This is a genomic window from Citrobacter sp. wls826 (assembly GCF_005281245.1).
GTDB lineage: Bacteria > Pseudomonadota > Gammaproteobacteria > Enterobacterales > Enterobacteriaceae > Citrobacter > Citrobacter braakii.
The window spans coordinates 163,413-176,630 of record NZ_SZWS01000048.1 but is presented as its reverse complement, the minus strand read 5'-3'; the positions used below and the strand labels follow the sequence as shown (position 1 = coordinate 176,630).

The following is a 13,218-nucleotide window of genomic DNA, read 5'->3' as shown; positions in this document are numbered from 1 at the left end:
GCGACAACGGCGAAGCCACGCCCGGATTCCCCGGCTCGCGCGGCTTCAACCGCGGCATTGAGCGCCAGAATATTGGTCTGAAAGGCGATGCTGTCGATCACGCCAATGATGTCAACGATCTGCCCGTTGTCACGCGATATCGCCTGCATCATGGCGATAGTTTGTTTCATGATATCGCCGCCTTCTGCAGCGTTGGCGCTGGTTTTATCGGCCATGGTCATGGTATGTGCCGCCGTCTCAGCGGTTTGTTGTACCGCGCTACCAATTTCTTCAATGGCCGCAGCGGTTTGTTGCAGGTCGGCAGAGGTTTCTTCTGAACGCTTATGCAGCGCCGTACCTTCTTTTGATACCCGCTGACTGATAGCGCGAATACCGGAAATTTGCGTACTGACGTCATCGACCAGAGAATTCAGATTAAGCCCAGACTGATTAACCAGTCGCATTAGCATTCCGATCTCATCCACCCGATTTAAATGACAGTTATCAGGTTTACGTCCGGACACCACTTTCTTCATTTGCGTCAGGAGCGTATTAACTGGCTGACAAATTTGATACTTAAGGTAAATAGCCAGCGCCAGAAATAACACCAGCAAGCCACCCGACTGAATAAAGGGATTAAACGGGGCGAAGATAAATAGCAAAGCGAGCAGGGCCGTCACCCCTAAAGAATAATTGACGCGCTGGCTGATATTCAGCCATTTAAACATGGAGGTCCATGCCAATAAGCCGCGACGAATGATAATCCCTTTAAAAAGTCGAAAGCCTTTAAACTGCTGACTATTCATTTTTTGGTATAAACTTTCGCTGTGAGTTATTTCATCACGCGAAGGAACGGTACGCACTGAGATGTAACCGGTGAGTTTTTCATTGTGCCAGACCGGCGTAACGTTGGCGCGAACCCAGTAATGGTCACCATTTTGGCGGCGGTTTTTCACCATACCCGTCCAGCTGTCTCCCTGCTGTAGCGTGTACCACATATCGGCGAATGCAGCGGGAGGCATGTCAGGATGGCGAATAATATTATGCGCTTCGCCCATTAATTGATCTTCGTTAAATCCGCTGGCATCGATAAAAGCAGAGTTAGCGTAGGTAATATGACTTTCTTTATCCGTCGTTGAAAGCAGCGTCGCTTTGTCGTTAAGTGCGTGCTCAATTTGTGTAACGGGCATGTTACTTTTCATAGAGGCCCCATAATGATATGTATAATCCATACAAAAATTCCCGTAATAAAATCGGGATGAATATTAAAAAGCCGTTTTAAACCGTTTTAATAAGAAACGCTGCATTCTCTACTAATCATCATTTCTGTGGAAGTATTTAAATTAAAAAATCTCTGTGGAATATTCATTCAGGGTCATAAAACTGAAACATTTTATACAACCGCATAACGTTTTAAGTCATTTAACCTGACTTAACGTAAATCGCGTTAAAAAACGTTTTCGCAAAAAGAAAACTGGCATGAAATGATTTGGATGTTATTCCCGTGAGACCAACGACCCTATTATATTTTGTAGGCCATACATTCCGCGTGTTTTCAGTTTCGTGTTCCGACCAGTACAAGGCGATCCGAATTTTAACCCTGACAGCGTCAGGGCTGGTTATCTACTTTTTAGCTGAGCAAATGTGAATTAAATGTTTCTGCATGGTTATCTGATAATTTAATAATAATGACATGTTAACAAGCATAGGCCCGTAACATGTCATATCGCCTGAGTATTCTGGATAAAAGCCCCCTCGGGGAAGGTGAAACCGCCGCGATGGCGCTTGCCCGGACGTTACGTCTGGCGCAGCAGGCAGAAGAGTGGGGATACCATCGTTTCTGGATCGCGGAACACCATAATACGCCACAGCTGGCCAGCCCATCACCGGAGCTGGTGATTGCCTGGATCCTCGGGCAAACCCAGCGTATTCGTGTAGGCTCCGGTGGCGTGATGCTGCAACATTACAGCCCGTACAAAGTGGCGGAAAACTTCAATCTTCTGGCCTCGCTGGCACCCGGGCGTGTCGATCTCGGCGTAGGGAAAGCCCCTGGCGGTTTACCACTGTCGACTCAGGCACTACAGCAAGCAGTGCATCAGGATGAAAAAGGCAGTTTTGCCGACCAACTTTCCCAGCTTAACGACTGGCTGACGCTGAGCGGCACGGAAAGCGGGGAAACGGTATTTCCGACGCCAATCCCACCGTTACCGCCGGAAGGATTTGTCCTGGGAGCCAGTGTGCAAAGCGCACAGTTAGCAGCGCAATTCAATTGGCATTTTATCTTTGCGGCACACCTCAACGGTGACCGCGCGTTATTGCGTGACGTTTTGTCCTTCTGGCAGACCCACAGCGCACGTCCGACGATAGTTGCCGTCCAGGTGATTGTGGCTGACAGTAACGATACCGCCGCGCAGCTTGCGGAAAACGTGCAAATCTGGGGCGTGGAGCTGGAGAATGGTCAACGTGTCACGGTAGCCAGTGAAGAGCAGGCGCTGGCATTCGCCGCGCAGGCCGGCAGTCCGCCACGCAAAATCGCGCGTCGTGAGCAGGCGTTGTTACACGGCACGGCTCAGGAGGTGATGGCAAAGCTGAATGCCCTGCATACGCAATTTGGCATTGAGGAGTTCATTATCGACACGCCAGTCGCGGAAGGTCACGCGCGTCTGACATCGCTGCGGTTGTTGGCGCAAGCCCATAACGCCGTGGAGGTGCTCTGATGACTCTGGCCTCAACGCTTATCAACTGGCGTCGTGAATTACACCAGCACCCGGAGCTTTCCCTGCAAGAGTCGGCAACGACGGCGCGCATTCACGCCTGGCTGCACGCAGCGGACGTCGAGATTTTGCCGTTCGACCTGAAAACCGGTCTGGTCGCGGAAATCGGGCAGGGAGAAGATGTCATCGCGCTGCGAGCGGATATCGATGCGCTACCGATAGAAGAAAGCGCCGATGTGCCGTTTCGCTCCCTCACACCGGGAGTGATGCATGCCTGCGGACATGACGTTCACACCAGCGTCATGCTGGGCGCCGCGCTGCTGCTTAAACAACAGGAAACACACTTACCGGGTCGAGTACGTATTTTGTTTCAGCCCGCTGAAGAGAGTTTCGGTGGCGCAAAAACGCTGATCCGCGCCGGTGCGCTGCACAACGTTGCGGCTATTTTTGGCATGCACAATGAGCCAGGTTTACCGGTGGGGGAATTTGCCACACGCGGCGGTGCGTTCTATGCCAACGTCGATCGCTTCGTGCTGCGTATTAATGGCAAGGGCGCACATGCGGCGCGTCCGCATGAAGGCAGAGATGCCATCCTGCTCGCCAGCCAACTGGTCACGGTGTTGCAAAGCGTTGCCAGTCGCGACGTTAACACACTGGATTCAGTGGTGCTTAGCGTGACCCGTATTCAGGGAGGAAATACATGGAACGTGTTGCCAGAATCCGTTGAGCTGGAAGGGACGCTCAGAACGCACCGGACTTCGGTGCAGCAGCAGGTTAAAGCACGGGTTAATGACATCGCCGCCGGTTTTGCCCACGCCTTTGGCGCACAAATCGACGTTATCTGGCATGCGGGGCCGACCGCGTTGGTAAACGATGCACGTTGGGCCGATATCGCCACCGCCGTGGCGAAACAATCAGGCTACACCACCCACCATGCCGACCTGCATATGGGCGGCGAGGATTTTGCTGTCTATCTGCAAAATACGCCTGGCGCATTTGTCAGTATTGGCAGCGCCAGTGAATACGGATTACATCACCCGGGCTTCAATCCGGACGAACGTTTAATTGAACCTGCCGCGCATTACTTTGCACAACTAGCAAAAACGGCATTCGCACATCTTTAAGTTTACCTGTTGGGTAGGGGTTATTATGGCTGAAAATCGGCAACTACGGCTCGGCACTATTCTGCATGGCGCAGCGGGAAATATGTCCGCATGGCGTCATCCGGCGGCGCAGGCCGATGCCAGTATTAATTTTGATTTTGTCAAAGAGACGGCGCTTATTGCGGAAAAAGGGAAGCTGGATTTTATTTTTGTCGCCGATGGTCTGTATATTAATGAAAAATCAATCCCACACTTTTTAAATCGCTTTGAGCCGCTGACGGTATTATCTGCTTTGGCCAGCATTACCCAAAATCTGGGATTGGTTGGCACGGTATCCACGTCATACAGCGAGCCGTTTACTACCGCACGGCAGTTCGCCAGCCTTGATCATCTCAGCCAGGGGCGAGCCGGATGGAACGTGGTCACATCACCTCTGGAGGGTTCGGCAAAAAACTATTCCCGTGCCCAGCATCCAGAACATGCCTTGCGTTATCGTATCGCCGATGAATATTTACAGGTGGTGAAAGGACTGTGGGATTCCTGGGAAGATGATGCTTTTACCCGTAATAAGGCAAGCGGAGAATTTTTTAATCCGCAAAAACTGCACACGCTTAACCATCATGGAGATTATTTTCAGGTCGCAGGGCCGTTAAATATTGGGCGCACGCCACAAGGCCGTCCGATTATATTCCAGGCGGGCGCTTCACAGGATGGTAAGAAATTAGCGGCGCAGCATGCCGATGCTATTTTTACCCATCAGGAGTCGCTGGCGGAGGCCAAAGAGTTCTATCAGGATGTAAAAAGCCAGTTGGCCTACGCAGGGCGACATCCCGAACAACTGCATATATTCCAGGGCGTCAGCGTGATTGTTGGCGACAGCGCAGAGGATGTTGAGCAGCAGTATCAGACTACCGCTGCGCTGGTCTCTATTACCGACGCGCTGAACTACCTGGGCCGCTACTTTGAACATCATGATTTCGCCCAATATCCATTGGATGCACCGTTCCCGGATCTGGGTTCCCTTGGACAAAACAGCTTTCGCAGTACGACTGATGAGATCAAACGCAACGCGCGTGAGCGTGGTTTAACGCTACGCCAGGTTGCTCTGGAAGCGGCCAGTCCACGCCCACGTTTCAGCGGTACGCCGCAACAGGTTGCCGATGGTCTTCAGCAGTGGTTCGACGAAAAAGCCGCAGATGGTTTTATCATCCAGGGGGGAACGCCAGATACCTTCCCGCGTTTTGTCGAACAGGTTGTCCCCGTGCTTCAGGCGCGTGGCCTGTTCCGCCATGAATATCCCGGTACGACCCTGCGCGCAAGCCTGGGACTCGCGACACCTGCAAACCAATTCACACAATAAGAGAAAAACGCTATGCAGAAAAAATCAGTCTTCCTCGCGCTGTCACTGGCTTTCAGCGCTAACGTCTGGGCAAATGATGTGACTATTAACGGTACGGGCGTAAGCCTGGAAGCCAATAAAACGCCAATCAATACGGCAAAAAATCCGCAGGCGATTGCGCAGTTGCCCGCGAACCTGCACCTGGCCGTGCCGGGTAAATTCACCGTGGCGATTGCCGGGTTAAGCCAGCCGCCGCTGACCGTCTTTGCCGATGACAATAAGACACTGATCGGCAGCGAGGCGGACATCGCTCGTCTGGTGGCTGACAGTCTGGGGCTGGAACTCAACGTCGTGCCCACGTCATGGGAAGACTGGCCGCTGGGCGTCACGTCCGGCAAATATGATGCCGCGATCAGCAATATTACCGTCACCAAAGCCCGCAAAGAGAAATTCGATTTCGCGACGTATCGTAAGGACTCCCTTGGCTTCTATGTCAAAACCGGCAGTAAGCTGAAGAAAATCGAGCAGGCAGAAGATATCGCCGGTCTGCGCATCATCGTCGGTTCGGGGACAAATCAGGAAGCCATCCTGCTCGCCTGGAACGATGAGAACGTGAAGAAAGGGTTGCAGCCGTTTACGCCGGTGTATACCAAAGATGATGCCGCGCAAACCCTGGCTCTGCAGTCAGGCCGCGCCGATGCTTACTTCGGTCCTAACGTTATCGGCGCGTGGAAAGCTGCACTCAACGGTAAAACGCAACGGGTGGGCAGCGTTGATGGCGGTTGGCCAAAAGCGGCACACATCGCTGTGACGCTGAAAAAGGACAGCGGTCTGGTTCTGCCGGTACAAACCGCCCTCAACGGCGTAATTGGCAACGGCGACTATGACAAGGTGCTGAACCGCTGGGGAGAAGGGGTGGAACGTATTCCGCAATCTGAAATCAACCCGGCCGGTTTAGGCGACTAAGGAGGTCATCGTGAGCGATCAATTTCGCGTGGTCTCACCTGAAGCCAGCGAGCTGCAGCCAATTTTGAACGGTCTGTTCGGTGAATATGCCGCCCGCTATGGCGATTATTTTTCTCGCGACGCTGAAGTGGAGCTGACCGAATGGTATCTGGCACCGCAGGGACTTTTCGTGGTACTGGAGCGCAGCGGCGAGATTATCGCCACCGGGGCCTACAAACCTTACGACAAAGACACCGCCGAGATTAAGCGCATCTGGACGAAAAGCAGCCTGCGTCAGCAGGGGCTGGCGGCGCGCGTGGTGCAGGAGCTGGAACGCAGGGCGCTGCTGGCGGGCTACAGCCGGATTTATCTGACCACGGGATTTCGCCAGCCGGAGGCCGTGCGACTTTATTTAAGCCAGGGCTACGATCCGCAATTTGATACAGCGCGCGATCCCGAAGAGTACAGCCTGCCACCGTTTGATGGCCGGCTGCGCTTTACCAAACTGTTGACCATCGCCGGTCAGGCCAGAATAGCCTGAGGAGAGAAGATGAAAACGATGGAGAGTATTAAAGTCGTACCGGCGCGCTATCCGATGCGCACCGCAGGAGCAGTCATTGCCTTGTTTGTCCTGGCGGTGATTATCCAGTCCGTGGCGTTTAATCCGCGCTGGGAATGGGGCGTGTTTGCCCGTTGGTTCTTTGATCCGGTTATCTTGTCCGGCCTTGGGCAAACTCTGCTACTGACGCTTATCGGTACGCTGTTGAGTATTATCATCGGTGGTCTGCTGGCGCTGGCACGACTTTCATCTTCCTGGTTGCTGAACGGTCTGGCATGGGGATACATCTGGCTGTTTCGTTCGTTACCGCTGATTGTGGTGCTCATCGTTTTGTACAACTTCTCCTATTTGTACGACACGCTGGCGATTGGTATTCCGTTTACTCCCATTCAATGGGGCAGTTTTGAGACCATCAATGTGCTCGGCCAGTTTTCCACCGCAGTGGTTGGCCTGACGCTGGTGCAAAGCGCCTATACCGCTGAAATTATTCGTGGTGGATTTTTAGGAGTTGACCACGGCCAGTACGAGGCAGCGGCAGCGCTGGGCTTACCCGCATGGCGACGTACGCTGCGAATTATTCTGCCGCAGGCGCTGCGCACCATTTTGCCTGCTGGCTTCAATGAAATCATCAGTCTGGCGAAAGGGACGGCGATGGTATACGTGCTGGCAATGCCAGAGCTGTTCTACACCATCCAGATGATCTACAACCGCACGCAGGAAGTGATCCCGCTGTTGATGGTGGGTGCGGTGTGGTATCTGGTGATCACCAGCGTCCTGTCGTTAATTCAGCACCTGGTCGAACGCGCGCTGGCCCGCAGCGAGCGACGTTCAGCAATCAATACCGCCCGGGTGAGCCGTGCAGAAAAACGCAACCGTCAACGTCCGCAGCAGGAGGCCGTCCATGTCCCACTCGCCTGAAGGCCATATTTCCATTACCGGCGTCAGCAAATACTTCGGTCGCCACAAAGCGCTGGATAATGTGTCGCTGGAGATCCCTCCCGGAACGGTAACGGTTATTCTTGGCCCGTCCGGTTCAGGGAAATCCACACTCTTGCGGACGATCAACCATCTGGTGCGCGTCGATGAAGGGTTTATTCAAATCGATGGCGATTACATTGGTTATCGTCGGCAGGGAGACAGGCTGTATGAGCTGAAAGAGGCGGAAATTTTGCGCCAGCGCGTTAACGTCGGCTATGTATTCCAGAATTTTAATCTGTTTCCGCACTTAACGGTGCTGGAGAATTTGATTGAAGCGCCCATTGCGCACGGTCTGGCATCGCGTAAAGCCGCCACCGAGCGGGCATTAACTCTGCTTGATGCCGTTGGCCTGCGTAATAAAGCCGATGCCTGGTCGCGTCATCTCTCCGGCGGTCAGCAGCAGCGTATCGCTATTGCCCGTGCGCTGGCGCTAAATCCACGCGTTATGCTGTTTGATGAACCCACTTCAGCGCTGGATCCTGAACTGGTAGGCGAAGTTCTGGATGTCATCAAAGCACTGGCGCAGTCGGGAACCACGCTGGTTGTGGTGACGCACGAGATTGGGTTCGCCCGGGAAGTGGCGGATCAGGTGGTGTTTATGGTCGATGGCAAAATTGTCGAACAGGGCAGCAGCGAGCAGGTGCTGAATCATCCACGCCACACGCGCACCCAGCAGTTCTTGTCGAAAGTGCTGTGAACTTGCAGGGAAAGATAGGTAGGTCTGCATAGACTGACGAATGCTGCTCTACACTTAGGGTTTTAACTTTGGGGGTTGCAGCATGATTAAGGTCTATGGGGTGCCGGGCTGGGGATCGGCCATCAGTGAAGTGATGCTCACACTGGCGGAGATCCCTTACAGCTTTATTGATGTTGATGGTTTTGACCGCGACGGGCCTTCGCGGGAGTTGCTTAAAAAAATGAATCCGTTGTGCCAGGTGCCCACACTGATACTGGAAAATGGTAACGTGATGACGGAAACGGCGGCGATCGCCCTGATGATCCTCGATCGTTGTCCTGAACTTGCGCCACCCGTTGGGCACGCTGAGCGCCAGCAGTTTCAGCGTCTGTTGATATGGCTGGTGGCAAATGTCTATCCAACGTTTACCTATGCCGATTATCCACAACGCTGGGTACCAGACGCCGCGGCGCAGTTAAAAAAGAACTGTATTGAGTACCGCAAATCGCTTTATATGTGGCTGAACGACCAGCTAAGCGCTGAGCCGTACGCGTTTGGCGATCAGCTAACACTGCTGGACGTTTATATTGCCGTTATGCGCACCTGGGGGCCAGGGCATGACTGGTTTCAGGACAACACGCCCAATATCAGCGCCATCGCTGACGCGGTTTGCCAGCACCCGCGACTGCGTACTGTACTGAAAAATAATAAGATTATTTAAACAAAAAAACGCTGTTCCGCAGGAGTGCAAATCCCGGAACAGCGGGCGAACTATCGCCATAAGCTTACATTACGCGACGGACGGGCTCAGCGTAATACGATCCAGCGGCCCCACGATAAACAGATAAGAAATCAGGCCAATCAGCCCCATCGAACCGACGTACAGAATGGCGTAATCGAATGACTGGGTATTCGCCAGAATGACGCCGATCACCAGCGGCGTGATAATACTCGCCATATTGCCGCACATATTGAATACGCCGCCAGCAATGCCGAGCACTTCTTTTGGTGAAGTATCGCTAAGTACGCACCATCCCAGATTGCCAAAGCCTTTGGCGAAAAATGCCAGACTCATCGCCGCGATAACCACAAATTCTGACGAGGTGTAGTTAGCGATAACGATGACACAGGAAAGTAACATTCCGCAGATAACGGGTAGCTTACGAGCAACCGTCAGGCTGTAGCCGCGCTTTAATAGCCAATCTGAAAAAACGCCCCCTAACAATCCACCGATAAACCCGGCAATAGCAGGAATACTGGCGACAAACCCCACTTTAAGGATCGACATTCCTTTAGCCTGATACAGATAGGTAGGAAACCAGGTCAGGAAGAACCAGGTGATTGACGTCACGCAGAACTGCCCGATGTAAACGCCAATCATCATGCGGTTGACGCAGACGCTTTTTATTTGCGCAAAGGTAATCTTCTGTGGCTGTTTTTTATTTCCCAGCGACGGTTCGCCACCGCCTTCCCGGATATAGTCAATTTCCTGCTGGTTTACCTTCGGATGATGCATAGGATCTCTGACTTTTACCAGCCAGAAGATGCCAAGAATAACGCCAATCGCCCCGATGTAATAAAAAACAAAGTGCCAGCTGAGATTATGCAAAATAATCGTCATTAACGGTGTAATTACCCCTAACGAGATATATTGCGCGGCCTGGTAAACTGAGGTGACAAATCCTCGTTCGTTATTAGGAAACCACTGCACGCTTAATCGGCTGTTGGCAGGAAAGGCCGGAGCCTCAATGGCACCCATCAGTAAACGTAAGATTATCAATACCACAAGTGGACTGGCATACAGATAAATGGTGCCCTGAAACATGGTCACCAGCGACCAGCCAATCAGGGCGCAGCCGTATACCAGACGAGAACCGTAGCGATCAAGTAGCCAGCCGCCAGGCAATTGCATAATGACATAAGAAATACCGAAGGCAGAAAAGGCCAGCCCCATTGCTTCGGGATCAAAACCTAATTCTTTGCTCATAATCGGAGCCACGACGGATAACGTCGCGCGATCGGCGTAATTAAATACGGTGGCAAGAAACAGAAATATCAAAATACCGTAACGCACTTTTGTGCGCTTTATTATTGTGTTCATCACCCACTCCTTTCATAAGGTTGAGAGCGTTTCTGTAGGGAAGAGGGCGGGTATTACTTACCCGCCAAATAAATTAAGGACGTTTACCAAACTCGCAGGTTAATTGCGTCCAGCGGCGTGTCTGCTCGCTGATGCTGAACCCCAAGCCGTGACGGTCGGAAACCCACATCCGCCCATCGCGCAGCTCAAGCTGTTCATTAAATAACGGGTTCAGCCATTCGAAATGTTCCAACCATGGCTCAAGCGGGTAAGCGGCGGACAGATGCAGGTGAACTTCCATGGCAAAGTGCGGAGCCAGTTTGCGACCGTGTTTCGCCGCCAGGTCCATAATTTTCAGAAACGGTGAAATTCCCCCCACACGCGGTGCATCGGGCTGCACAAAATCACTGGCATTACCGAGGATCAACTGTTCATGTTCGCGGAAGCTGGTCAGCATTTCACCGGTAGCAATCGGGGTATCAAGCGCGGCGGCCAGTTGGGCGTGACCTTCCACATCGTAGGCATCCAGCGGCTCTTCAATCCAGATCAGATTGAACTGCTCCATTTTTCGTCCCATACGAATGGCGGTTTCTCGATCCCACTGCTGATTGGCATCGACCATCAGCGGGAAGTCATCGCCCAGCGCTTCACGCACCGCGGTTAAGCGGCGAATATCCTCGGCGCAGTTTGGCTGACCAACCTTGAGTTTGATGCCGCCAATGCCATTTTCACGGGAAATAACGACGTTTTTGAGCACCTGATCCAGCGGCGTATGCAGGAATCCGCCGGAGGTGTTGTAACACTGCACGGAGTCCCGGTGTGCACCCAACAGTTTTGCCAGCGGCAACCCTGCACGCTTGGCCTTCATATCCCACAAGGCGATATCGATAGGGGAGATAGCCTGAACCGCCATGCCGCTGCGCCCTACGGAAGCGCCAGCCCACAGCAGCTTGGTGTAGATCTTGTCGATATCGTTTGGATCTTCGCCTAACAGGTTATCGGCAATTTCTTTGGCATGAGCATAGATTCCCTGGCCGCCAGCCCGTTTGGAGTAACTAAATCCAACGCCTTCAAACCCGTCGCGACTGCGGATCTCCGCGATAATGATGGCAACTTCGGTTAGGGGTTTCTGGCGACCGGTCAGCACTTTGGCATCGCTCACGGGTGTTGCCAAAGGAAGGAAAGCCAGGGACAGCTTAACCCACTCGATACGGTCGCCGGTTTCAGCCGCGGTTTTTGCATTGGCTGATTTGGCATACGTTACGGCATCGGAATTCGCACTTAATGACATTTTAATCTCTCCTGGTGATAACAAATGATTGCGCTAACATTTTTAGTGTTAGCGCAATCATTGCGCCAGCGAATTGAATGCGTTTTGAACAATCGCTCACAAATACTGAGACAAAAGGGCAGTAACTTGTAAACAGCATCACATTCCAATACTTTATGGGTAAATGCACAAGTCATTATGATGGCGCTATCATTTCAGATGGCGCTAATTAACTAAGCTGCTGTTTTCTCAGCGTTATCGTAGAGGGGCGCTGGCAATAGCCGAAATCATGATGAATAATGCCAGGATAAATCAGCGATTTTTGACAAGGGCATCGACAGTGAAAAATCCCAGACCTCCGCGCGCACCCACGCTGGAAGATGTTGCCCGTACCGCGGGATTGTCGCCCATGACGGTGAGCAGGGCGTTGAATACCCCGCAACTGGTGCGCCCGAGAACAGTAGAAAAAGTGATGCAGGCGGTACGCGCCACTGGCTATATTCCCAACGCGCTGGCCGGGGGGCTGGCGTCGCGTCGCAGTAAGCTTATCGCTGTGGTTGTCCCACAAATTAACAACAATATGTTTGTCGATACCATCCAGTCATTAAGCGATGAACTGGCTGAACGCGGGTACCACATCTTGCTCTGCGTGTCGGGTTATACGCCGCAAACAGAGGCTGAGCTGGTGGCGACGCTGCTTTCTCGTCGCCCGGATGGTGTAGTGCTCACCGGTATCCATCATACCGCCGAGCTGAAAAAGGTGATTCTTAATGCGGCCATCCCGGTCGTGGAAATATGGGATTTAACGCCAACGCCCATCGATATGCTGGTGGGGTTTTCGCATGAAAAAGTCGGGCAGGCGGTAGCAGACTATTTGCTGGAAAAAGGGTATCGCCGTCCTGGTTTGCTATGGACCGCCGATCGCCGGGCAGGCCAGCGTAAACAAGGACTGTGCGATGCGCTGAGTCGTCATGGTATCGCGGCTGGCGCACAGGTGGATGTCCCGCTTCCTGCCTCTCTGGCATTGGGGCGTAGCGGGTTGGCACAGCTATTGGCTGAACGCGCGTTTGATGTCATCGTCTGTAGCTCAGATACGTTAGCTCAGGGGGCGATCATGGAAGCCGAAAGCCGTGGTCTACGCGTGCCGCAGGAATTAGCGGTAATCGGTTTTGGCGATCTCGACTTTGCCGCCAGTAACCGACCTGCCATCACCACCGTCAGCGTCGACAGACGGGCTATTGGACAACGCGCCGCCTCTCTGCTTGCCGATCGTATCGAACAAATTCCGCGTGAAGACGATATCATTGATGTTGGATTTCACCTGGTGGAACGAGAATCCGCATAAGTTACCTGCATCCCAAAACAATAAGGAATCTGCTATGCCGCACGTCGATATCAAATGTTTTCCTCGCGACCTGAACGACGAACAAAAATCCGCGCTGGCGGCGGATATTACCGACGTCATTATTCGTCATTTGCAAAGCAAAGACAGTTCAGTGAGCGTGGCGCTTAATGAAATTGAACCCGAGGCGTGGCAGGGCGTGTGGGATGCGGAGATTGCGCCGCAGATGGCCA

General features: G+C 52.8%; 11 protein-coding genes and 1 pseudogene. 9 read left to right on the top strand and 3 right to left on the bottom strand.

What is annotated here, in order from left to right; genetic code table 11:
* Nucleotides 1-1,181: PAS domain-containing methyl-accepting chemotaxis protein (locus tag FDW87_RS11465; protein WP_252363124.1), on the bottom strand; the 1,181-nt coding region annotated here is incomplete at its 3' end.
* 516 nt (nucleotides 1,182-1,697) lie between these two features.
* On the opposite strand from FDW87_RS11465, the gene FDW87_RS11460 reads away from it, so the two are divergent.
* The 7 genes and pseudogenes from FDW87_RS11460 to FDW87_RS11425 all read left to right on the top strand — a co-directional run bounded on the left by FDW87_RS11460 (nucleotide 1,698) and on the right by FDW87_RS11425 (nucleotide 9,014).
* Nucleotides 1,698-2,696, top strand: a complete 999-nt coding sequence (locus FDW87_RS11460) for an MsnO8 family LLM class oxidoreductase (protein ID WP_137379758.1) — start codon at nucleotides 1,698-1,700, stop codon at nucleotides 2,694-2,696.
* Nucleotides 2,696-3,817 (top strand): amidohydrolase, encoded by a 1,122-nt coding sequence (locus FDW87_RS11455; protein WP_016153134.1) that lies wholly within the window; start codon nucleotides 2,696-2,698, stop codon nucleotides 3,815-3,817. Before FDW87_RS11460 ends, FDW87_RS11455 begins: the two co-directional genes overlap by 1 nt.
* Before the next feature lie 25 nt (nucleotides 3,818-3,842).
* A pseudogene (locus FDW87_RS21050) lies at nucleotides 3,843-6,101 on the top strand (NtaA/DmoA family FMN-dependent monooxygenase).
* Between the two features lie 10 nt (nucleotides 6,102-6,111).
* A complete protein-coding gene (locus FDW87_RS11440; protein WP_016153131.1) occupies nucleotides 6,112-6,621 on the top strand; it encodes a GNAT family N-acetyltransferase in 510 nt (169 codons plus the stop codon).
* Between the two features lie 9 nt (nucleotides 6,622-6,630).
* Nucleotides 6,631-7,557, top strand: coding sequence for an amino acid ABC transporter permease (locus tag FDW87_RS11435; RefSeq protein WP_137366994.1), 927 nt, complete (start codon nucleotides 6,631-6,633; stop codon nucleotides 7,555-7,557).
* Nucleotides 7,541-8,314 carry an amino acid ABC transporter ATP-binding protein gene (locus tag FDW87_RS11430; protein ID WP_137379757.1) on the top strand — a complete coding sequence of 258 codons (774 nt, stop codon included), beginning with the start codon at nucleotides 7,541-7,543 and terminating at the stop codon, nucleotides 8,312-8,314. Before FDW87_RS11435 ends, FDW87_RS11430 begins: the two co-directional genes overlap by 17 nt.
* Before the next feature lie 82 nt (nucleotides 8,315-8,396).
* Nucleotides 8,397-9,014: a glutathione S-transferase family protein gene (locus FDW87_RS11425; RefSeq protein ID WP_016153128.1), complete on the top strand. Its 618-nt coding sequence runs from the start codon at nucleotides 8,397-8,399 to the stop codon at nucleotides 9,012-9,014.
* Between the two features lie 69 nt (nucleotides 9,015-9,083).
* Here FDW87_RS11425 and FDW87_RS11420 read toward each other — a convergent pair whose 3' ends face one another.
* A complete protein-coding gene (locus FDW87_RS11420; RefSeq protein ID WP_101700650.1) occupies nucleotides 9,084-10,394 on the bottom strand; it encodes an MFS transporter in 1,311 nt (436 codons plus the stop codon).
* Between the two features lie 73 nt (nucleotides 10,395-10,467).
* Nucleotides 10,468-11,664, bottom strand: coding sequence for an L-talarate/galactarate dehydratase (locus tag FDW87_RS11415; protein ID WP_016153126.1), 1,197 nt, complete (start codon nucleotides 11,662-11,664; stop codon nucleotides 10,468-10,470).
* Nucleotides 11,665-11,935: 271 nt separating this feature from the next.
* Between FDW87_RS11415 and FDW87_RS11410 the strand changes: the two genes are divergently transcribed.
* Nucleotides 11,936-12,988, top strand: a complete 1,053-nt coding sequence (locus FDW87_RS11410) for a LacI family DNA-binding transcriptional regulator (protein WP_233628821.1) — start codon at nucleotides 11,936-11,938, stop codon at nucleotides 12,986-12,988.
* 34 nt (nucleotides 12,989-13,022) lie between these two features.
* On the top strand, nucleotides 13,023-13,218 hold a 196-nt coding region (pptA, locus tag FDW87_RS11405), incomplete at its 3' end, for a tautomerase PptA (RefSeq protein WP_137379773.1).